Annotated in this window: 20 protein-coding genes; 10 read left to right on the top strand and 10 right to left on the bottom strand. The window is 72.9% G+C overall.

Going from position 1 to position 20,232, the window contains the following annotated elements; all coding sequences use genetic code 11:
* Positions 1–11 precede the first annotated feature (11 nt).
* Positions 12–608 (bottom strand): TetR/AcrR family transcriptional regulator, encoded by a 597-nt coding sequence (locus M8C17_RS29345; protein ID WP_252419811.1) that lies wholly within the window; start codon positions 606–608, stop codon positions 12–14.
* A gap of 60 nt (positions 609–668) precedes the next feature.
* Between M8C17_RS29345 and M8C17_RS29340 the strand changes: the two genes are divergently transcribed.
* Positions 669–1,157, top strand: a complete 489-nt coding sequence (locus tag M8C17_RS29340; RefSeq protein ID WP_252419810.1) for an FBP domain-containing protein — start codon at positions 669–671, stop codon at positions 1,155–1,157.
* 46 nt (positions 1,158–1,203) lie between these two features.
* Here the strand turns inward: M8C17_RS29340 and M8C17_RS29335 are convergent, their stop codons facing one another.
* A complete protein-coding gene (locus M8C17_RS29335) occupies positions 1,204–1,737 on the bottom strand; it encodes a GNAT family N-acetyltransferase (RefSeq protein ID WP_252419809.1) in 534 nt (177 codons plus the stop codon).
* Between the two features lie 157 nt (positions 1,738–1,894).
* On the opposite strand from M8C17_RS29335, the gene M8C17_RS29330 reads away from it, so the two are divergent.
* Both M8C17_RS29330 and M8C17_RS29325 read left to right on the top strand, forming a co-directional pair.
* Entirely contained in the window at positions 1,895–2,377 is a 483-nt protein-coding gene (locus tag M8C17_RS29330) for a MarR family winged helix-turn-helix transcriptional regulator (RefSeq protein WP_252419808.1), read from the top strand.
* A gap of 9 nt (positions 2,378–2,386) precedes the next feature.
* Positions 2,387–3,373 carry a pirin family protein gene (locus M8C17_RS29325; protein ID WP_252419807.1) on the top strand — a complete coding sequence of 329 codons (987 nt, stop codon included), beginning with the start codon at positions 2,387–2,389 and terminating at the stop codon, positions 3,371–3,373.
* A gap of 64 nt (positions 3,374–3,437) precedes the next feature.
* Here M8C17_RS29325 and M8C17_RS31995 read toward each other — a convergent pair whose 3' ends face one another.
* Positions 3,438–3,566 (bottom strand): hypothetical protein, encoded by a 129-nt coding sequence (locus M8C17_RS31995; RefSeq protein WP_255421212.1) that lies wholly within the window; start codon positions 3,564–3,566, stop codon positions 3,438–3,440.
* A gap of 129 nt (positions 3,567–3,695) precedes the next feature.
* Between M8C17_RS31995 and M8C17_RS29320 the strand changes: the two genes are divergently transcribed.
* On the top strand, positions 3,696–5,285 hold the full coding sequence (locus M8C17_RS29320) for a phospholipase D-like domain-containing protein (protein ID WP_252419806.1): 1,590 nt from the start codon (positions 3,696–3,698) through the stop codon (positions 5,283–5,285).
* On the opposite strand, the gene M8C17_RS29315 is transcribed toward M8C17_RS29320, so the two are convergent.
* Entirely contained in the window at positions 5,234–5,989 is a 756-nt protein-coding gene (locus M8C17_RS29315; protein WP_252419805.1) for a hypothetical protein, read from the bottom strand. The genes M8C17_RS29320 and M8C17_RS29315 overlap by 52 nt on opposite strands.
* Before the next feature lie 376 nt (positions 5,990–6,365).
* Between M8C17_RS29315 and M8C17_RS29310 the strand changes: the two genes are divergently transcribed.
* Positions 6,366–7,190: a SigB/SigF/SigG family RNA polymerase sigma factor gene (locus M8C17_RS29310; RefSeq protein ID WP_252419804.1), complete on the top strand. Its 825-nt coding sequence runs from the start codon at positions 6,366–6,368 to the stop codon at positions 7,188–7,190.
* Positions 7,191–7,320: 130 nt separating this feature from the next.
* On the opposite strand, the gene M8C17_RS29305 is transcribed toward M8C17_RS29310, so the two are convergent.
* The 3 genes from M8C17_RS29305 to M8C17_RS29295 are packed head-to-tail and all read right to left on the bottom strand — an operon-like array spanning position 7,321 to position 10,104.
* On the bottom strand, positions 7,321–7,911 hold the full coding sequence (locus M8C17_RS29305) for a GNAT family N-acetyltransferase (RefSeq protein WP_252419803.1): 591 nt from the start codon (positions 7,909–7,911) through the stop codon (positions 7,321–7,323).
* Positions 7,908–9,431: an APC family permease gene (locus tag M8C17_RS29300; protein WP_252419802.1), complete on the bottom strand. Its 1,524-nt coding sequence runs from the start codon at positions 9,429–9,431 to the stop codon at positions 7,908–7,910. Before M8C17_RS29300 ends, M8C17_RS29305 begins: the two co-directional genes overlap by 4 nt.
* Before the next feature lie 46 nt (positions 9,432–9,477).
* Entirely contained in the window at positions 9,478–10,104 is a 627-nt protein-coding gene (locus tag M8C17_RS29295; RefSeq protein WP_252419801.1) for a GPP34 family phosphoprotein, read from the bottom strand.
* 183 nt (positions 10,105–10,287) lie between these two features.
* On the opposite strand from M8C17_RS29295, the gene M8C17_RS29290 reads away from it, so the two are divergent.
* Genes M8C17_RS29290 through hrpB form a run of 3 tightly spaced genes read left to right on the top strand, consistent with a single transcriptional unit; the run spans position 10,288 to position 13,956 of the window.
* Positions 10,288–11,112, top strand: coding sequence for a helix-turn-helix transcriptional regulator (locus tag M8C17_RS29290; RefSeq protein WP_308209604.1), 825 nt, complete (start codon positions 10,288–10,290; stop codon positions 11,110–11,112).
* A gap of 41 nt (positions 11,113–11,153) precedes the next feature.
* Complete coding sequence (locus tag M8C17_RS29285) at positions 11,154–11,354, top strand: DUF397 domain-containing protein (protein WP_252419800.1); 201 nt, start codon at positions 11,154–11,156, stop codon at positions 11,352–11,354.
* Between the two features lie 28 nt (positions 11,355–11,382).
* Positions 11,383–13,956: an ATP-dependent helicase HrpB gene (gene hrpB / locus M8C17_RS29280; protein ID WP_252419841.1), complete on the top strand. Its 2,574-nt coding sequence runs from the start codon at positions 11,383–11,385 to the stop codon at positions 13,954–13,956.
* Between the two features lie 6 nt (positions 13,957–13,962).
* Here the strand turns inward: hrpB and M8C17_RS29275 are convergent, their stop codons facing one another.
* The gene (locus M8C17_RS29275) at positions 13,963–14,688 is read right to left on the bottom strand and encodes a PP2C family serine/threonine-protein phosphatase (protein ID WP_252419799.1); all 726 of its coding nucleotides are present in this window, start codon (positions 14,686–14,688) and stop codon (positions 13,963–13,965) included.
* Positions 14,689–14,960: 272 nt separating this feature from the next.
* On the opposite strand from M8C17_RS29275, the gene M8C17_RS29270 reads away from it, so the two are divergent.
* Positions 14,961–17,570: a glycoside hydrolase family 9 protein gene (locus tag M8C17_RS29270; RefSeq protein ID WP_252419798.1), complete on the top strand. Its 2,610-nt coding sequence runs from the start codon at positions 14,961–14,963 to the stop codon at positions 17,568–17,570.
* Positions 17,571–17,791: 221 nt separating this feature from the next.
* The gene (locus M8C17_RS29265; RefSeq protein WP_252419797.1) at positions 17,792–18,325 is read left to right on the top strand and encodes a GNAT family N-acetyltransferase; all 534 of its coding nucleotides are present in this window, start codon (positions 17,792–17,794) and stop codon (positions 18,323–18,325) included.
* Positions 18,326–18,373: 48 nt separating this feature from the next.
* Here the strand turns inward: M8C17_RS29265 and M8C17_RS29260 are convergent, their stop codons facing one another.
* Together M8C17_RS29260 and M8C17_RS29255 are read right to left on the bottom strand one after the other, a co-directional pair.
* Positions 18,374–18,631: a UBP-type zinc finger domain-containing protein gene (locus M8C17_RS29260; protein WP_252419796.1), complete on the bottom strand. Its 258-nt coding sequence runs from the start codon at positions 18,629–18,631 to the stop codon at positions 18,374–18,376.
* Entirely contained in the window at positions 18,628–20,199 is a 1,572-nt protein-coding gene (locus M8C17_RS29255; RefSeq protein ID WP_252419795.1) for a Na+/H+ antiporter, read from the bottom strand. Before M8C17_RS29255 ends, M8C17_RS29260 begins: the two co-directional genes overlap by 4 nt.
* Positions 20,200–20,232: the final 33 nt, after the last annotated feature.

Raw genomic sequence — 20,232 nt, 5'->3', positions numbered from 1 at the left:
GTTGCGCTCGGTCACCGAGCGGTCTCCGTCTCGGCGACCTGGGCGGGCGGCCAGTTGGTGAGGACGGCGTCGAGGGCGTCCAGGGTGCGGGACCACGAGTCGTCGGTGGCGCGCGGGGTGTGGCGGAAGCCGCCGGTCTTCTCCAGGCTCACGAAGCCGTGCAACGTGCCGTGCAGCATCCGGACCGCGTCGGTCTGGTCGGGCTCGGACAGCCGATAGCCGCGCAGGATCGCCCGGGTCATCTCCGCGTGCCGGACTCCGGCGCTCGCGGCCGCCGTCTCCGGGTCGAGGTCGATCTGCATGGCGGCGTACCGGCCCGGATGCCGTTTCGCGTAGTCCCGGTAGGCGTTGGCGAAGGCCACCAGCGCGTCCTTGCCGGCGCGACCGGCGAGCGCGGCGGCGGCCCGGTCGGCGAGTTCCGTCAGCGCCAGCAGTGCCACCCGGACCCGCAGGTCGTGGGCGTTTTTGATGTGGAAGTACAGGCTCGCGTCCTTGACGCCGAAGTGGCGGGCGAGGGCCGCGACGGTCACGTTCGCCAGGCCCACCTCGTCGGCCAGCTCCGCCGCGACCAGGGTCAGACGCTCGGCGGTCACTCCCGCACGTGCCATGCAGCACACCCCAAACCTAGTCGTGTTAATCGTTTGCCTAGGAGAGCTAGGCTACTACCTATGCTTCCGATTTCCGAGCCCGCCATCCGCGCCTCCTTCGTCAACTGCACGCAGGGCGAGGCGAAGCGGCTGGCCGTACCGAACGATCTCGACCTGCGCCCGTGGACCGACCTGGACTTTCTCGGCTGGCGGGACCCGGCCGCGACCCAGCGGGCCTACCTGGTCGCCGAGTCCGACACCGGGCTGGTCGGGGTGGCGCTGCGGGTCGCGCCGCAGCAGACCGGGCGCGTCCGGCGCAGCATGTGCTCGCTGTGCCTGACCACGCACACCGGCGACGGCGTCTCGCTGATGACCGCCCGCAAGGCCGGACGCGACGGGCGCCAGGGCAACTCGGTGGGCGCGTACGTCTGCTCCGACCTGGCCTGCTCGCTCTACCTGCGGGGCAGGAAGGAGGCCGGACGCCGCCTCGACGAGACCATCACCCTGGAGGAGAAGGTCGAGCGAACCAGGAGCACCCTCGCCGCCTTCCTCCGCAGGGTGACCGAGTGATCGACTCCGGATCGACGCGAGGGCGACGAGCTCGCCGGAGCGGGCGCTAGCGGTCGGTGGCCAGCCGCGCGTGCAGGTGTTCGTCGTGGCGGCGGCCGTCGCCGTACTGGTACGACTCGCGCAGCGTCCCCTCGGCGGGATAGCCGGCCCGGTCGGCGACCCGGCAGGACGGCTCGTTGGCCACCGCGTGACACAGCTCCACCCGGTGCAGCCGCAGCTCGGTGAACGCCCAGTCGGTGAGCCGGACGACGGCGCGTACCGCCACCCCGCGCCCCCGCGCCGCCGGCAGCGTCCAGTACCCGATGGAGGCGTCGCCGTGGTGGATGTGGTGCAGCGACACCGAGCCCAGCAGCTCGCCGCCGGCCGCGGCGGTCACCGCCATCGAGGCGTGGTCGCCGGCGGACCAGTCGGCCCGCCGGCGTACCCACAGCAGGGCACTCTCGTCGTCGACGGGTCCGCCGCCCTGGGGGTTCCACAGGGCGATGGCCGGGTCGCGCAGGGCGTCGCGCACCGCGGGGGCGTCGGTCTCCCGCCAGGGACGCAGCAACAGGTCCGCGGCGGAGAGTTCCACGTGTTCCACGACGCCGGAGTCTGGCACATCGCCCTCCGGGTGGGGCCGCACGATTCCCGCCAACGTCTTTCAAATCTGCACGAATCTCGTCGTCGACCGGTAAGACGTGACTCAGGCGACTGCTCCCGGCACTAGTTAAATTTTGAAAGAGTGCTACCGTCGTGGCATGACCGAGAGCCTGGACAGCACCCGAGAGGCCGCCTGGCGCGCCTACATCGAGGCCAGCCAGCGGCTCTACACCCAGCTGGAAGAGGACCTACGCGCCGACAGCGACCTCAGCTTCGCCGACTACCACGTGCTGGTCCTGCTCTCCGAGGCGCCGGGGCAGCGGCTGCGGATGGGCGAGCTGGCCGGTCGACTGGTCTTCTCGCCCAGCCGGCTGACGTACCAGATCTCCTCGATGCAGCGCCGCGGCCTGGTCAGCAAGGAGTCCTGCCCGGACGACCGACGGGGCAGCGAGGCCGTGCTCACCGCCGCAGGGCTGCTCGCTCTGTCCGAAGCCGCACCCCACCATCTGGCGTCGGTGCGTACCCACCTGATGGACGACCTCGACGACGACGAGGTCGCCTGCCTCACCCGGGTCTTCGACCGGCTCGGTGACCGCCTGCGGGCGGCCCGGGCCACCTCGACCACCCACGCCCAGAACTAGGAGCCTCCGATGCCCGCGATCACCGTTGACAACGTTCTCGTCCTCCCCCGCCTGCCCAAGCTCGACGAGTCGGCCAAGATCCGTCCGGTCCGTACGGTGACCACCGCACCCAGCGGCTTCGAGGGTGAGGGTTTCCCGGTCCGTCGGGCCTTCGCCGGGGTGCCGACGACCGACCTGGACCCGTTCATCCACCTCGACCAGATGGGTGAGGTGGACTACGCGCCGGGCGAGCCGAAGGGCACGCCGTGGCACCCGCACCGGGGGTTCGAGACCGTCACGTACATCATCGACGGCGTCTTCGACCACCAGGACTCCAACGGTGGCGGCGGCACCATCACCGACGGCGACACCCAGTGGATGACGGCCGGCAGCGGTCTGCTGCACATCGAGGCCCCGCCGGAGCACCTGGTGACCAGCGGTGGGCTCTTCCACGGCACCCAGCTCTGGGTCAACCTGCCCCGCTCGGCCAAGATGAACCCGCCCCGCTACCAGGACATCCGGGGTCGGGAGTCGGCGCTGCTCACCACGCCGGACGGCGGCGCGCTGATCCGCGTCATCGCCGGTGAGGTCGCCGGCCACCGCGGCCCGGGTTCGACGTTCACCCCGATCACGATCACCCACGTGACCGTGCAGCCGGGCGCGCAGGTCGACCTGCCCTGGCAGCCGGAGTTCAACGCCCTGGTGTACGTCCTCGGCGGGCGCGGCACCGTCGGCACCGACCGGCGGCCGGTACGTACCGGCCAGCTCGCGGTGCACGGCGCCGGTGACGCGCTGCGCTTCGGCGCGGACACCACGCAGGACAGCAACACCCCGGCGTTGGATCTCTACATCATGGGTGGCCAGCCGATCCGGGAGCCCGTGGCGCAGTACGGCCCGTTCGTGATGAACACCCGCGACGAGCTGATCCAGGCGTTCGAGGACTTCCAGGCCGGCCGGCTCGGCGTGATTCCCACCGGGCGCCTGCCGCACACCGGCGGCCAGGGCGCCCGCCCCTGACCACGGTCAACCGCTGAGATCGGCGTCGGCGCCCCCGTTCCTCAACGGGGGCGCGGGCGCCGCCTCAGGAGACCGCGAAAATCCCCGCGACCCCCAGAATCACCATCACCAACACCGCTACCAGCGCACCCCGTTCGCTCTCCACCGCCGGCTCGCGGTACTCGGTCACGGGGTTCGTCGTCTCGCGGGGCATGGTGTGGCCTCCTCGGTTTCGCGTCGAACGGATGGCGGCGGCCAGGTCACCGCTACGTCGACCTGGCGTGCGGACCCACGGCCGGGGTCCTACCGTGAGGACGTTGTCGACCTCGGGGAGGGCTGGACGTTGCCATTGCAGGACTGGTTCCTCACCGCGCAGGAACGCGCCAACCCGGTCTCTGGGTTACCCACCTGGACCACGGGAAACCTCGCCGAGCCGTTGATTCACGGCGCGGCGTACTTCGATCGGCTGGTCGACGAGGTGGAGGCGCTCACCGAGGGCGACCATCTGTTTTTCACCGACTGGCGGGGTGATCCCGACCAGCGGATGCGCCCGGACGGCCCCACCGTCGCCCAGCTCTTCGCCCAGGCCGCCCAGCGCGGGGTGGTGGTGAAGGGGCTGATCTGGCGTTCACACCTCGACACGCTGGCCTACAGCGAGGACGAGAACCGCAACCTCAGCGAGGTGATCTCCGCGGCCGGCGGGGAGGTGCTGCTCGACCAGCGGGTGCGCCGTGGCGGCTCGCACCACCAGAAGCTGGTGGTGCTGCGGCATCCCGGCGCCCCGGAACGGGACATCGCCTTCGCCGGCGGGATCGACCTGTGCCACAGTCGCCGGGACGACGCCGCGCACGCGGGCGACCCGCAGCCGGTGACGATGTCTCCCCGGTACGGCCCCAACCCGCCCTGGCACGACGTGCAGCTCGCGGTGCGCGGCCCGGTGGTCGGCGCGCTGGACACGGTCTTCCGGGAGCGTTGGACCGACCCCATGCCGCTGGACTCGGAGAACCCGATGGCCTATCTGCGGGACCGGCTGCGCGGCGCGGACCTACGCCCCGACCCGCTGCCCGAGCAACCGGCCGCACCGCCGCCCTGCGGGCCGCACCAGATCCAGGTGCTGCGCACCTACCCCGCGGTCCGGCCGCGCTACTCCTTCGCGCCGGACGGCGAGCGGACCGTCGCCCGGGGCTACACCAAGGCGGTCCGCCGCGCGCGCCGGCTCATCTATTTGGAGGACCAGTACCTCTGGTCGACCGAGGTGGCCGACCTGTTCGCGCGCGCCCTGCGGGACAACCCGGAGCTGCACCTGATCGCCGTGGTGCCCCGGCACCCGGACGTGGACGGCCGGCTCGCGCTGCCGCCGAACATGGTCGGCCGCGAACAGGCGCTGTCACTGTGCGAGCGGGCCGCGCCGGAGCGGGTGCACGTGTTCGACGTGGAGAACCACGCCGGCAACCCGGTCTACGTGCACGCGAAGGTGTGCGTGGTCGACGACGTATGGGCCAGTGTGGGCAGCGACAACTTCAACCGGCGCTCCTGGACGCACGACAGCGAGTTGTCCTGCGCGGTGCTCGACGGCACCCGCGACCAGCGGGGACCCACCGACCCCTCCGGTCAGGGTGACGGGGCACGGGTCTTCGCCCGGGAGTTGCGGCTGCGGCTCTGGCGCGAACACCTGGACCGCGACCCGGACGGCGCGGACGATGCCGACCTGCTCGACCCGGCGGACGCCGTCGCGGCGGTCACGGCCGCCGCCGACAGGCTGCAACGGTGGTACGACGACGGCCAGGTGGGCGACCGTCCGCCCGGCCGGCTGCGCCCGCACCGCCCCGAGCGGCTGCCGTGGTTCACCCGCACCTGGGCGTTGCCGGTGTACCGGCTGGTCTACGACCCGGACGGCCGGCCGCTGCGGGCCAGGCTGGCCGGCACCTGGTGAGCCGACCCGGTCGGCTCCGGCGGGCCGGCCGCGCCCGGGTGCACGCTCAGCCCGCCCGGGTAGGCGAACGAGGATCGCGGCGAGTAGTAGCCGAAGCCGATGGTCAGCGGGTTGGCCGGGCGTAGCGCGTACATCGGGTGCGTGGGCTGGAGGAACTCCACCGACTCGATCTCGAACGGCGCGACCGGCTCCGCCACGAACGGGTAGACCGCGCTGAGCAGTTGACCGTCGCGGCGGGTGAAGTAGCGGTGGTGGCCGCTGCTGATGACGTGGCCGGTCTCCCCCACCCGAGACCGGGCCCGGATCAACGGTGCCCCGTCGACCTCGGTCTCGGAGAGCAGGTCCTCGCCACTCACCTCGATCCGCGTCCGGCCGGCGAGCGTCGGGGCACCGCGGGCGGCGGCGTACTCCCGCACCCGCCGGCTGGAGGCCACGTAGTGGGTCCACCAGCCGCCCGGGTTGAGCCCGCCAGGCGCGTCCACACCGACCAGCGAGACGCCGAGGTAGGTCAGCGAGTAGGCGCCGAAGCCCGAGGTCTGCGTCTCGTCGTCGACGATGTACTGGTTGAGGAAGACCTGCCGGTCGGGGCGGGGGCGCAGACCTGCCGGGACCAGGGCGGCGACCGCGTCGGGATCCGCCGGCAGCCAGCTGAAGTAGAGCGTGCGACTGTTCACGACGAGCTGGGGAGCGGCTGGATCGAGCACGGTGCCTCCGAAGCGGGTGTGTACCCGAACGCTACGGCGGGTCCCACCGGCGGGACAAGGACGGATAGTGGACACATCGGCCCTGATGTCGGTTTTCATGTTGACCGCTTGGCTCGCCGGGCTGACCGACCGGCCGGGGCCGGGTGGGGTGACCGGATGGCACGGCCTCGCCGAGGAAACGGGTAACAGCCCTCACAGGTGGTGCGACTTCCGCCCAGTTTGCGCCCTTTGTTGCGCGACACACCTAAGTACATCAGCCTTTCGGCTAGATTTCGGCGAGACGATCAGGTTAAGGTGAGTCCCGAACGGCCCATACGAAGCTAAACCAAAGCGTCACGTCTTTTTGTCCGCGGACGAGGTGCAGGGAGGACCACCCATGACCGCGCCAACGATCAGCGAGCAGTCGACCGCCACAGCCGAGAGCACCCCGAAGCTGGACCCGCGGGCGCTCACCGACAGCGCCGCCGACCTGCTCAACGCCATGGCGGCGCTGCCCGCCAACCACCCGTCGCGTGCCGCGCTGCGGGACCGGGCCATCGAGGCCTGGCTGCCGCTGGCCAACCACCTCGCCCACCGCTACAGCGGGCGGGGCGAGCCGACCGACGACCTCTCGCAGACCGCCGCGATCGGCCTGATCAAGGCGATCGACAAGTTCGACCCGTCCCGCGGCGTCGACTTCGCCGGCTACGCGATCCCCACCATCATCGGTGAGCTCAAGCGGCACTTCCGCGACCGCACCTGGGACATCCGGGTCCCCCGCCGGCTCCAGGAGCTGCGGCTCGCCATCTCCGACGCCAACAGCTCGCTGCTGCAGACCCTCGGCCGGTCGCCGACGGTCGCCGACATCGCCGCCCACCTCAAGCTCACCGAGGAAGAGGTCCTGGAGGGCCTGGAAGGCGCCCGCGCGTACAACGCGGTGTCGCTGTCCACCCCGACGGGCGACGGCGAGCGGGCCACCGAGCTGGGCGACATGCTCGGCGGCGAGGACAGCGAGTTCGAGCTGGCCGAGCTGCGGGTCGCCCTCGGCCCGGCGCTGGCCACGCTCGACGAGCGGGAGCAGAAGATCCTGACCCTGCGGTTCTACGGCAACCTGACCCAGTCGCAGATCGCCGACCAGATCGGCGTCTCGCAGATGCACGTCTCCCGGCTGCTGGCGCGGGCGCTGACCAAGCTGCGCGGCCAGCTCGACGGCACGTACTAGGCGGTTCACGGTTGAGGGCCGGGTCGGCGGACCCGGCCCTCAACCGCACCACCGACTGTCACGCGAACGTGACAGTCGGTCCGACCGGCCGGGTCGCTTCCCTTGCGGGGCAGCGGCCCGGCCGGTCCGGTCAGCGGCCGACCGGCTCCCGCCACATCGGCCAGAACGGGGTGCCGTCGGGCACCCGGAAGGGCTCACCGGCCCGGTAGCCGTGCCGCGCGTACAGATCCCGGCTCCGAGGGCTGCTCGCCTCCAGGTAGGCCGGCATCCCGGTCTCGTCCAGCCAGGCGTGGTGGTGCTCCAGCAGCGCGGTGCCCAGCCCCTGCCCCTGGCGGCCCGGCCGGGTCGCCAGGAAGGCCAGGTGGTGGTGGTCCGCATGCGGGTGGTTGGCCTCGAACAGCTCGTCGAGATGCTGGAACCGGTCGGTCCACTCACCGCAGGCGGCGGCGAGCCGGGCGTCGTAGTCGACCGGCGGCGCGGGCGGCTCGCCGACCGACGGGAACCAGACCGCGACCGCGGCCCGGTCCGCGGTGGCGTGGACGAGGCCGTGTCGCATCGCGTGCCCGACCAGGATCTCGAAGTCCCCGGCCAGCACGGCCTCCCGCTTGCTCGCGTCGGGCACCAACCAGCGCGTCACCTCCAGCGCGGTGAACGCCTCGGCGATCCGGCCGGCCACCAGCGCGGTGTCGTCGGGTCCCAGCCGTTCGATGGCCACACTCATCGGGGCACCTCCGTCGCGGCGGGTGCCGGCGGCTGCTCCGCCGGCCGCACGGCGGCTACGGCGCTCGCCGCGCCGAGGCCGATCCGGGCGTACGTGTCCGGTCGACTGTTGCGCAGCACCAGCGCCCAGGCGACGCCCAGCGCGGCCGCCACCGGGTACACGGCGGGCAGAGCCCAGCGCAGGGTCGAGTCCGGCGCGACGCCGAGCAGGTTGGCGAAGTTCGACACGGCCAACCAGATGATCACGAAGAGCGCGACGGTGGCCAGGCCGGGCGCGACGGCCCGCCGCCAGAGCGTCTCGCCGGCACCGGAGCGGACGAAGTAGGCGATCACCGCCACCGAGGTCGTGGCGATCAGCAGCAGGACCCCGAACCCGCCGGTGGTGCCGCCCCAGAAGAACAGCTTGACCACCGGGTCCCAGCCGTTGACCGCGTACAGCAGGATCACCAGCAGGCCGAAGACGCTCTGCGCCAGGGAGGCGGCCCGCGGTGCGCCGCTGCGCGCCGAGGTCTGCCCGAACACCGCCGGCAGCACCCGCTCCCGACCCAGCGCGAACGTGTAGCGGGCCGTGGTGTTGTGGAAGGAGATCATCGCGGCCAGCACCGAGGTCAGGAAGAGCGCCTGACCGATGGTGACGGCGGTGTCGCCGAGGTGCTCGGCGGCCAGGTTGAAGATCAGCCCGACGCTCTGCTCGCCGGCCGCGGCGACGATCTGGTCCGGCCCGACGGCGACCGCCATGGTCCAGGAGGAGAGCGCGTACAGGGCCGCGATGATCGCCACCGAGAGGTACGTGGCCAGCGGCACCGTCCGCTTCGGATCCTTGCTCTCCTCGCTGAAGACCACCGCGGACTCGAAGCCGACGAACCCGAGGATGGCCAGCACCAGCACCGCGCCCACTCCGGGCACGAAGAGGTTGTCCGGCGAGAACGACGCGAAGCTGACCTCGCCGCCGGCCGGGTTGCCGATCTGTCCCAGGTCGAAGATCAGGATCACCACGATCTCGGCGACCAGCAGGGCTGCCAGCACCAGGCCGTTGATGTCCACCCGGAGCAGGCCGAGCAGGGCGACCAGCGCCCAGGCCACCAGGGCGACGATCGCCCAGTGCGGGTGCCCGCCGAAGATCCGGTCGAGCACCGGCTCGGCGGCGACGCCGATGGTGCCGTAGAGCCCGACCTGCAGCGCGTTGTACGCGATCAGCGCCACCCAGGCGGCGCCCACGCCGGCCGGTCGGCCCAGGCCACGGGAGATGTAGGCGTAGAAGGCACCGGCGTTCTCCACCCGCCGGGACATCGCCACGTAGCCCACCGAGAAGAGGGCGAGCACCGCGGCGACCACCAGGAAGGCCAGCGGGATGCCGGTCACGCCGATCACGCCGTAGCCGGTGGTGACGACACCGGCCACCACGGTCAGCGGTGCGGCGGCGGAGAGGACGAAGAAGATCACCGAGGGGACGCCGAGGCGGCCGCGGGCAAGGGATTCGGAGACGTTGCTGGGTCGGTCGACTGTCGATGTCGTGGGCATACGACTACTCCGGTTGTCGAGGGGAGGGGTGGGGTTACCGGGGGGATCAGGGGACGCCGCGCAGCACGGCGGCGCCGACGGCGGCCTCGGTGTGCCCGACGAGTTCCTTCAGGGGTGCCGGCAGCGCGGGGATGAGAACGTTCAACCGGTGGTGGGCGCGGGGACCGGCGCTCCAGAGCACCTCCCGGGTCAGCCCGGCGGCCACGACCAGGCCGAGCAGCAGGGCGTCCGGCACGCTCGGCGGGTCCGGCCGGTCCAGCAGTGCCCGCAGCCGGGTGGCCGGCCAGGCCACCGCGTTGAGGTCGATCGGCAGGTAGCTGACCGAGGTGCGCAGCAGCCGGCGGCTCTCCTGGCGGCGCAGCACGCCGGACCGGGCCAGCCGCTCCCCCACCGACGTCGTCGCGCTCTGCGCCAGGAAGCTGAGCCAGGTGCCGATTGCCCGGTGCTGGGACTCGCCGATCAGCTGGTCGAGCACGGTGTGCGCCAGAGCGTCGGCCGGCGGGCGCCGGTCGACGACGGAGACGTGCCCGTTCGAGACGGTGACGTGTCCGTACAGGATCAGTTCGCCGAGCAGTCCGCCGGCCAGCCCGAGCCCGGTCGCCGCCGGGTGCAGCTTCGCCTTGCCACGGCTGTCGTTGTGAGCGATCAGGAAGAACTCGTCGGCGATGAGCAACGGTCCTCCCGCACGGGTGTGTCCACAGTGATCGCGACCGGGAAAGGATGCACCGACAGCTACTGCAATGCAACTCCCAGATTTGAAAGTTGCACTCCGTGCAGGCGCGACCTGCGGATCTTGTCGTGACAGACTCGGACGGTGATCACCACGCCCGCCAATCGACCCGCCGCCAGCCCCACCGTGCGCCGTCGGCGCATCGCCCGGGAGCTCCGCCAGCTCCGGGAACGCGCGGGCATGACCCTCGATGTGGCCGCCCGTCAGCTCGACATGTCCAAGAGCAACCTGTCCCGCATCGAGACCGCGCAGATCGGCATCAAGCCGCGCGACGTCCGGGCGGCCCTGGCCCTCTACGAGGTGACCGGAGCCGACGCCGAGGCCCTCATCGAGATCGCCCGGGGCGCCCAGCAGCGCGGCTGGTGGCAGAACTACAGCGACGTGCTGCCCGAGTGGTTCGAGTTCTACGTCGGGCTGGAGGCCGAGGCCGCGGCGCTGCGCACGTACGAGGCCGAGTCGGTGCCCGGGCTGTTGCAGACCGAGGCGTACGCCCGGGAGATCTACCGCCGCACCGCCGGGGAGGACGGACTGGAGCGCAAGGTGGCCGCCCGACTGCACCGGCAGGAGGTGCTGCGCCGCGACGACCCGGTCCAGTTGTCGGTGGTGCTCAACGAGGCGGTGCTGTTGCGCCCGGTCGGCGGCGCCGCCGTGATGGCCGAACAGTTGGTCCACATGAGCCGCATCGCGCAGTTACCCAACGTCACAATCCAGGTACTGCCGTTCGCGGCCGGTGGACACCCGGCGATGAGCACGCCGTACGTGATCCTCAACTTCGCCGACGCGGCCGACGCGTCCGTGGTTTACCTGGATAACCTCACGATGGGCCTGGCACTGGAGGATGCCGACCAGGTGCTCGGGTATAGCCTTCTGCACGAGGAGCTGTGCCGCATGGCGCTCGATCCGGCGGCGTCGCTGACCCGCCTCGAGCAGGCTTCTCGTAACTTTGCGTGACCGCGTCTGCGGCACGTTGACGCAGACGAGAGGTACGGCGGATGACGGCGCTCGACCTGACCCGGGCGGACTGGCGCACCAGCACGCGCAGCAGTGGCAACGGCAACTGCGTGGAGGTCGCGACAGCCGACGGTCAGGTCGCCGTCCGGGACAGCAAGGACCGCTCCGGCCCGGTGCTCGCCTTCGGCCCGTCGGCCTGGCGTACCTTCCTGCGCGGCGTCGGCGAGGTGCACCCGCGCTGAGTCGCCGGGGCCGGTGCGAGACTGGGCCGTGCTCTCCGACGTGACCCTGGACCTGCCGGTACGCCCGGTGCTGCCCGCGCTGGTCGCGGCGCTCGACGCGGCCGGCGCCGGGGTCCTGGTGGCTCCGCCGGGCACCGGCAAGACCACCCTCGCGCCGCTGGCCGTGGCCGACCGGGTCACCGGCCGGGTCGTGATCGCGCAGCCCCGGCGGGTGGCCGCGCGTGCCGCCGCGCGGCGGATGGCCGAGCTGCTCGGCGAGCGGGTCGGCGAGCGCGTCGGCTACGCGGTACGCGGTGAACGCCGGGTCAGCGCGGCCACGCGGGTGGAGGTGGTCACCACCGGCCTGCTGGTCCGCCGGCTGCACCACGATCCGGAGCTGCCCGGCACCGGCGCCGTGCTGCTGGACGAGTGCCACGAGCGGCAACTCGACGCCGACCTCGCACTGGCCTTCACGGTGGAGGCGCGGGCCACCCTCCGGCCGGACCTGTGGCTGCTGGCGATGTCCGCCACTCCGGACACCGACCGCTTCGCCGCGCTGCTCGGCGGGCCCGCCCCGGCTCCGGTCGTACGGGCCGAGTCCGCGCTGCACCCGGTGCGGCGAATCTGGGCGCCGCCACCCCGGCCGGTCGCCCCGCCCGGGGCCGGGCCGGTGGACCGGGCCCTGCTCGACCACGTGGCGGCCACCGTCCGGCGGGCGTTGCGGGAGCACGACGGGGACGTGCTGGTCTTCCTGCCCGGGGCCGGCGAGATCGCGGCGGTCACCGGCCGGCTGGCCGACCTGCGGGACAGCGTCGCACTGCTCCCGCTGCACGGCCGGCAGCGCGGCGCCGAGCAGGACGCCGCCCTGCGCCCGGCCGACCGTCGCCGGGTGGTGCTGGCCACCGCGCTGGCCGAGACCAGCCTGACCGTCCCCGGCGTACGGGTGGTGGTGGACGCCGGACTGTCCCGGGTGCCCCGCGTCGACCTGGCCCGCGGTCTGGGTGCGCTGATCACCGTGCCGGTCTCCCGAGCCGCCGCCACCCAGCGGGCCGGCCGGGCCGGCCGGGAGGCCCCCGGTTCCGTCTACCGCTGCTGGTCCGCGGCGACCCACGAGCGCCTGCCCGCCCGGCCGGAGCCGGAGATCGCCACCGCCGACCTGACCGGCTTCGCTCTGGAGCTGGCCGCCTGGGGGCAGCCGGACGGCGTCGGGCTCGCGCTGCCCGACCCGCCACCGGCGGCGGCGATGGCGGTGGCCCGGGAGACGCTGACCACCCTGGGCGCGGTCAACGCCGACGGCCGGATCACCGGGCGGGGACGGGCCATCGCCGCCGCCGGCGCGCATCCCCGGCTGGCGCGGGCGCTGCTCGACGGCGCCGGTCGGGTCGGCGCCGACCGCGCGGCCGAGGTGGTCGCCCTGCTCGCCGAGGAGAGCGCGGCCGGCCCGGGCGACGACCTGGTCGCCGGCTGGCGCCGGTTGCGCACCGGTGTCGACCCGGGAGCGACGGCCCGCTGGCGTGCCGAGGTGCGCCGGCTGCGCGCCGCGCTGCCCGCCGGCTCCACGCCCGGGGGCCGCGCCGACGACGACCGGATTGGCCGATCCGGCGGTCCGGGAGGTGGCGGGCGTACCGGCTCCGGAGGGCTCACCGACGACCTGGCCGCCGGGCTGCTGGTGGGACTGGCGTATCCGGAACGGCTGGCGCGGGTCCGGCGGCCGGGCGGGTCCGCGTACCTGATGACCGGTGGGACCGCCGCGGAGCTGGCGGCGGGGTCGGGGCTGGTCGGGGCGGACTGGCTGGCGGTGGCCGTCGCGGACCGCACGCCCGGCGCGCCGTCGGCCCGGATCCGCCGGGCGACGCCGGTGGACGAGGCGACGGCCCGGGAGGCTGCCGGGCCGCTGGTGTCCACGCGCCGGGAGGTCGGCTGGTCCGGCGGGGACGTGGTGGCGCGGGAGGTGACCCGGCTGGGGGCCATCGAGCTGCAGGAGCGCCGGCTGGACCGCCCGGAGCGGGCGGAGGTGGCCGAGGCGCTGCTGACCGGTCTGCGCCAGGAAGGGCTGGGCCTGCTGTCCTGGACGCCGGCGGCCCGGGCCCTGCGGGAGCGGCTGGCGTTCGGCCGGCACCATCTCGGTGCCGACTGGCCGGACGTCAGCGACGAGGCGCTGCTCGCGACCGCGCCGACGTGGCTCGGGCCGGAGCTGGCCGGCGCCCGGCGCCGCGCCGACCTGGCCCGGGTGGACGTCGCCTCGGCGCTGCGCCGGCTGCTGCCCTGGAAGCAGGCCGCCCAGCTCGACGAGTTGGCGCCGGAGCGGATCGAGGTGCCCAGCGGTTCACGGATCCGCGTGGATTACAGCGACCCGGCGGCGCCGGTGCTGGCGGTGAAGCTCCAGGAGACGTTCGGCTGGCCGGCGGCCCCACGCATCGGCGCCGGTCGGGTGCCGGTGCTGCTGCACCTGCTCTCCCCCGCCGGGCGACCGGTGGCCGTCACCGCCGACCTGGCGTCGTTCTGGCGCACCGGCTACCCGCAGGTCCGCGGCGAGCTGCGCGGCCGCTATCCCCGGCACCCGTGGCCGGAGGACCCGTCCACGGCGACACCCACCCGACGCGCCACGCCTCGCCGGCGCTGAGGCCGGTTACTCCTCCACCACGTCGGCCACCACCACGGTGACGTTGTCCGGACCACCGGCGTGCAGCGCCAGGTCGATCAGCTTGCCGGCGCAGGCGGCGCGGTCCGGGTAGCCGGTGAGCACCTCGGCGAGGGTGTCCGGGCGGACCACGTTGGAGAGCCCGTCGCTGCACAGCAGCCACCGGTCACCGACCCGGGGCACCATCGTCGCGTACGACGGGGAGACGTCGTCGCCCTGGAGCGCCTGGGTGACCACCGCACGCCGCGGGTGGCTGCTCGCCTGGTCGGCGGTGATCACACCCTGGTCCACCAGCATCTGGACGAAGGTGTCGTCCCGGGTGACCTGTTTGAGCACGCCCTCGCGGAACAGGTAGGCCCGGGAGTCGCCGACGTGTGCCAGCGCCAGGCAACTGCCTGTACGGGAGAAGAGCAGGGCGGTCAACGTGGTGCCCATGCCCTGGCGCTCGGGATCCTCGGCGACGGCCTGCCGGATCCGTGCGGTGGCCAGGGCGATGCCGCCCTGGAGCGCGGCCACCAGGGCGTCCTCTGGGGTCTCCACGTCCAGCGGTGCGACCGCGTCGATGGTGAGCGCGCTGGCCAGGTCACCGGCCGCCATCCCGCCCATGCCGTCGGCGACGGCGACGAGCCAGGTCCCGGCGTGCAGGGCGTCCTGGTTTCCACTGCGGATCAGCCCACGGTCGCTCGTTCCCACGGAACGCAGCTTCAGGGTCATGGGAGGCAGCCTGCCAGGCGAAGGGCGCAGTTGTCTCTAGGAGATCAGGACGACGGGGCGTGGCGCGGTCAATCTCACGTGCCGCATCGGCGCGTCGCGGGCGTCGGTTCCGTCCTCGTTGCGACCCGCGGCCCTCGTAGCGCCCCGAAAGCCATCCAGGCGGATCGATTGACAGGTGGCATCGTCGCTGGAAACATCGAGCCGACACCTGGGAGCGCTCCCAGCTTCCACCACCACCCGTCCCCACTTTTCTCGTCCCGGAAGGACTCCCCGTGACGCCATCCCGACGCCGCCTCCTGCTGGCCGCGGCGACCGCACTGGCCCTCACCGGCGCGGGCGCCGGCTCGGCCCAGGCCGACCCGCCACCGGACGCCCCCGAGCAGATCGACAACGGCGACTTCAGCGCCGGTGTGAGCCCCTGGTTCTCCTTCGGCACCGGCGCCCTCGCGGTGACCGACGGCCGGCTCTGCACCACCGTCCCCGGCGGGCTGGCCAACCCGTGGGACGCCGGCATCGGCCAGGACGGCGTCCCCCTGATCGCCGGCGCCGAATACACCCTCGGCTTCACCGTCTCCGCCACCCCGGGTGCCGCCGTCAAGGCCGTCCTGCAACTCGGCAGCGCCCCCTACACGACCTACGCCGCCGTGGACGCCGCCGCCACCGGCACCGCCCAGCGGGTCGAGCAGACCTTCACCGTCCCCGACGACAATCCCGCCGCCCAACTGATCTTCCAGGTCGGTGGCGCCGCCGAGTCGCAGACCGTCTGCCTGGACGACGTCTCGCTGCGCGGCGGCGAGCCACCCGAGCCGTACGAGCCGGACACCGGGCCACGGGTACGGGTCAACCAGGTCGGCTACCTGCCCGGCGGGCCGAAGAACGCCACCGTGGTCACCACGGCCACCGAGCCGCTGCCCTGGCAGCTGCGCTCGGCCGGCGGCGCGGTCCTCGCCAGCGGCACCACCACGGCGCGCGGCGTGGACGCCGCCTCCGGACAGAACGTGCACACGGTCGACTTCTCCAGCCACCGCACCCCGGGCAGCGGGCTGACCCTGACCGTGGACGGCGAGAACAGCCACCCGTTCGACGTCTCCGGCACCCTCTACGACCAGCTGCGCTCCGACTCTCTGCAGTTCTTCTACGCCCAGCGCAGCGGCATCGCCATCGACGGGGACCTGATCGGTGACGAGTACGCCCGGCCCGCCGGCCACCTCGGCGTCGCACCCAACCAGGGCGACACCAACGTGCCGTGCCAGCCGGGCGTCTGCGACTACTCGCTGGACGTACGCGGCGGCTGGTACGACGCCGGCGACCACGGCAAGTACGTCGTCAACGGCGGCATCGCCACCTACCAACTGCTCAACACCTTCGAGCGGACCAGAACGGCGGCCACCGCCGACGGCGGTGCCGCGCTGGGTGACAGCACACTGCGGGTCCCGGAACGCGGCAACGGCGTACCGGACATCCTCGACGAGGCCCGCTGGGAGCTGGAGTTCCTGCTGCGCATGCAGGTGCCGGCCGGCAAGCCGCTCGCCGGAATGGTCCACCACAAGATCCACGATCGGAACTGGACCGGGCTGCCGCTCGCCCCGCACGACGACCCGCAGCCGCGCGAGCTGCACCCGCCGTCGACCGCGGCCACGCTCAACCTGGCCGCCACCGCCGCCCAGTGCGCGCGGCTCTTCGCCCCCTACGACGCGGCGTTCGCCGGCCGTTGCGCCACCGCCGCGAAGACGGCCTACGCCGCGGCCAAGGCCCACCCCGCGGTGTACGCCAGCCCGGCCGACAGCACCGGCGGCGGCGCGTACGACGACACCGGAGTCACCGACGAGTTCTACTGGGCGGCGGCCGAGCTGTACCTGACCACCGGCGCGCAGACCTACCTGACCGACCTGACCGCCTCGCCGCACCACACCGGCGACGTGTTCGACCCGCGCGGCTTCGGCTGGCAGAGCGTCGCCGCGCTCGGCCGCCTCGACCTGGCCACCGTGCCGAACGGGCTGCCCGCCGCCGATCTGGCCCGGGTCCGCGCCTCGGTCACCGCCGCCGCCGACGCGTACCTCACCGAGCTGCGCCGGCAGGCGTACGGACTGCCGATGCCCGGGGACGCCAACAGCTACTTCTGGGGCGGCAACAGCAACGTCATCAACAACGCGGTCGTGCTGGCCACCGCCTTCGACCTGACCCGCAATCCCGTCTACCGCGATGGTGCCGTGCAGGCGATGGACTACGTGCTCGGCCGCAACGCGCTGAACATCTCCTACGTCACCGGGTGGGGCGAGCACGCGGCGCAGAACCAGCACAGCCGCATCTTCGGCCACCAGCTCGACCCGAACCTGCCGCGCCCTCCGGCCGGCTCCCTCGCCGGTGGCCCGAACGCAGCCCTCCAGGACCCGTTCGCCGCCCAACTGCTCGCCGGCTGCAAGCCGATGTTCTGCTACGTCGACGACATCAACTCGTACGCGACCAACGAGGTCGCCATCAACTGGAACTCCGCGCTGGCCTGGATCTCCTCGTTCCTGGCCGACCAGGGTGACGCCGGCGCGGTGCCGGCCAGCACCTGCGCGGTGAGCTACACCAACTACGGCGCCTGGCAGGGCGGAACCGGGTTCACCGCGCAGGTGACCGTGCGCAACACCGGCGCCACGGCCATCAACGGCTGGAGCGTGCGGTTCGCGTTCACCGGGGACCAGCGGGTACGCGAGGCGTGGCTGGCGAAGGTCACCCAGTCCGGCGCGACGGTGACCGCGCGCAACGAGTCGTACAACGCCAAGATCGCTCCTGGCGGGACGGTGACGTTCGGCTTCAACGCGACAACCGGGGGCGGCGCGAACCCCAACCCGGGCCTGGTCACCGTCAACGGCGGGGCCTGCTCACTGGCCTGACCTGACCGGTACGGCTGGTGGCCGCTCCCCCTCGGGGGCGGCCACCAGCCCTCCGGATCACGTGGACCCGGGCCAGGGGTGGGTGTGACGGGCCTCGCGTCGTTCGGGACCGCCCGTGTCGCCCGGTCTGCCTACCGTCGGCATCATGGCTGGCCTGGCCAGCCCTGCGCTGACCCGGTGGGCGTTGGTCAACCGCCCGGAGGTGTAGCAGCATGGTGGGCATGACCGACCAGCAGAGCGTCACCATTCGTCCCGGTGGTCCCGCCGATGCCGCGGCCGTCCTGCGGCTGCTCGACGGCGCGACCGCGTGGCTGGCGGCGCGCGGCCGGACCGGCCAGTGGGGCACCGAGCCGGCGTCGACCGATCCGCGCCGGATCGCCCAGGCCGACGACTGGGCGTCCGGCGGCGGCCTGCACCTGGCGATGCTCGGCGACAGGCCGGTCGGCGCGCTGGTGGTTGGGGCCGCCACCGACGACGTACCCCCGCCGACCGAGCCGGAGTTGTACGTGCGGCTGCTGGTCACCGACCGGGCGCACACCGGCCGGGGGCTCGGGGCGCGGCTGCTGGAGCACGCCGCGGACCTGGCCCGGGCGCGCGGGCTGGGCCTGCTGCGGGTGGACTGCTACGGCGGCGATGACCGGGCGCTGGTCCGCTTCTACGAGGGCTGCGGCTTCACCGCCACCGACTCGTTCACGGTCACGCGACCGGGACGCGACCCGTGGCCCGGGCAGTTGCTCATCCGTCGGCTCGGTTGACCGCTCGCCCCGACGCTGACGCCGGGCCGTCTCCAGTCGTCGGGCCCGTCAGCCGATCTCCTCGTCGACGTAGCACCAGCGCCAGGCCTCGCCGGGCTGCACCGAACGGATGACGGGGTGGCCGGTGGACTCGAAGTGCTTCGTCGCGTGCTGGTAGGGCGACGAGTCGCAGCAGCCGACGTGCCCGCAGGTCAGGCAGGCCCGCAGGTGCACCCAGTCGTCGTTGCCGATGGCGACGCAGTCCGGGCACTCCTCGGTGGTGCCCGGCTCCACGGCACCGGCCTCGGCAAGGTGCTGACAGCTCACTTCTCGACCTCCCGCAGCAACGACTCTTCCAGGTCCAGGTCACGATAGGCCCGCACCAGCACCTCCTCGGGAATCCGACCGGCGTCCCGGGCAGCCCGGAACACGTCCCGCTCGGCGTCGATCATCTCTTGTCGGAGCCGACCGTACGCCTGGGACGGGGTCTCGCGTTCGGCGCCACCGAGCCGTTCCCAGGCCAGGTTGGTGCGGTCGTCCAGCGCCCGGCGCAGCCGGTCCACCACCGCGTCGGGTGCGCTGTCGGCCAGCTCGTCCAGGCGCTCCCGGGCGGCCCTGCTGGCCTGCTGCTGCACCCCGGCGGCCGACAGCGCGTCCTGCACCGGGTCGTCCTGCGGCAGCTTCAGCTTGCGGGCGACCAGCGGAAGCGTTGCTCCCTGGCCGACCAGGGTGACCACGATCACCGCGAAGGCCAGCCAGATGAACAGCGCCCGGGGGTACGGCGCGTCGTCGGCCAGGGTCAGCGGGAGGGCCAGCGCGGCGGCCAGCGTCACGACGCCACGCATCCCGGCCCAGCCGATGACGATCGGGAACTTCAGCGACGGGGCCGGGTCCCGGCGGCGGACCTGGGGCACCAGCCGGGCCAGGTAGGTGGCCGGGAAGAGCCATACGAACCGGGTGAGGAAGACCGTGGCGAGCACCGCGAGGGTGATCAGCGTGAGCGAGCCGATCGGCTCGTCGAGGTCCCGCACGACCTCCCGCAGTTGGAGGCCGACCAGCAGGAAGACCAACCCCTCCAGCAGGAACCGGGCCAGCCTCCAGAACGCGCCGATCTGCAACCGGGAGGCCGCCGACAGCAGCTGGGGCAGCTTGTGGCCGAGCGCCAGCCCGGTGACCACCACCGCGACCACACCGGAGGAGTGCACCTCCTCGGCGGCGAACACCACCGCGAACGGGATGATCAACGACAGCGCGTTGTCCAGCAGCGGATCGTTGATCCGCCGGTGCAGGAAGCCGAAGACCAGCGCGCCGAGCGCGCCGATCAGGATGCCGCCGCCGGTGGCCCGCAGCACCTCGACGGCGACCTCGGCGGTGCCGACCGCAGAGCCGATGGTGGCCAGCGTCGCGACCCGGAGCAGTACCAGAGCGGTCGCGTCGTTGATCAGGCTCTCCCCCTCCAGGATGGTGACCACCCGGCGGGGCAGGCCGACGCGCCGGGCGACCGCCGTGGCGGCCACCGCGTCGGGTGGCGCGACGACCGCGCCGAGGGCCAGGCAGATCGCGAACGGCACCTGCGGCAGCAGCAGGTGCAGGACGAAGCCGACCACGAACGCGGTGAACAGCACCAGACCCACGGCGAGCAGCAGGATCGGCCGGATGTTGTTCTTGAACGCCGGCACCGACGTCTCCAGAGCCGCGACGTAGAGCAGCGGCGGCAGGATGCCGACCAGCACCAGCTCCGGGTCGAGCCGGACGTGCGGGAAGCCCGGCACGAAGGAGAACGCCAGGCCGAGTACGACGAGCAGGATCGGCGCGAGCAGGCCGAGCCGGCGCGCCAGCGCAGCGCCCAGGGTGGCGACCGCCAGGAAGACGACGACCGGAAACAGGCTTTCCATGGGGTAGGAGCCTAGGGGGCCGGGGAAGCGTTC

Origin of the sequence: Micromonospora sp. RHAY321, from assembly GCF_023896955.1 — a bacterium.
Taxonomy (GTDB): domain Bacteria; phylum Actinomycetota; class Actinomycetes; order Mycobacteriales; family Micromonosporaceae; genus Micromonospora.
This window is presented reverse-complemented; position numbering and strand designations above follow the sequence as displayed.

Bases quoted from the DNA above. Each gene is read 5' to 3' on its own strand.
- M8C17_RS31995 (WP_255421212.1), bottom strand. From the start codon at position 3,566: ATGCCCCGCGAGACGACGAACCCCGTGACCGAGTACCGCGAGCCGGCG.
- M8C17_RS29330 (WP_252419808.1), top strand. From the start codon at position 1,895: ATGACCGAGAGCCTGGACAGCACCCGAGAGGCCGCCTGGCGCGCCTAC.
- M8C17_RS29305 (WP_252419803.1), bottom strand. From the start codon at position 7,911: ATGAGTGTGGCCATCGAACGGCTGGGACCCGACGACACCGCGCTGGTG.
- M8C17_RS29300 (WP_252419802.1), bottom strand. From the start codon at position 9,431: ATGCCCACGACATCGACAGTCGACCGACCCAGCAACGTCTCCGAATCC.
- M8C17_RS29255 (WP_252419795.1), bottom strand. From the start codon at position 20,199: ATGGAAAGCCTGTTTCCGGTCGTCGTCTTCCTGGCGGTCGCCACCCTG.
- M8C17_RS29325 (WP_252419807.1), top strand. From the start codon at position 2,387: ATGCCCGCGATCACCGTTGACAACGTTCTCGTCCTCCCCCGCCTGCCC.
- M8C17_RS29310 (WP_252419804.1), top strand. From the start codon at position 6,366: ATGACCGCGCCAACGATCAGCGAGCAGTCGACCGCCACAGCCGAGAGC.
- M8C17_RS29265 (WP_252419797.1), top strand. From the start codon at position 17,792: ATGACCGACCAGCAGAGCGTCACCATTCGTCCCGGTGGTCCCGCCGAT.
- M8C17_RS29285 (WP_252419800.1), top strand. From the start codon at position 11,154: ATGACGGCGCTCGACCTGACCCGGGCGGACTGGCGCACCAGCACGCGC.
- M8C17_RS29275 (WP_252419799.1), bottom strand. From the start codon at position 14,688: ATGACCCTGAAGCTGCGTTCCGTGGGAACGAGCGACCGTGGGCTGATC.
- M8C17_RS29345 (WP_252419811.1), bottom strand. From the start codon at position 608: ATGGCACGTGCGGGAGTGACCGCCGAGCGTCTGACCCTGGTCGCGGCG.
- M8C17_RS29340 (WP_252419810.1), top strand. From the start codon at position 669: ATGCTTCCGATTTCCGAGCCCGCCATCCGCGCCTCCTTCGTCAACTGC.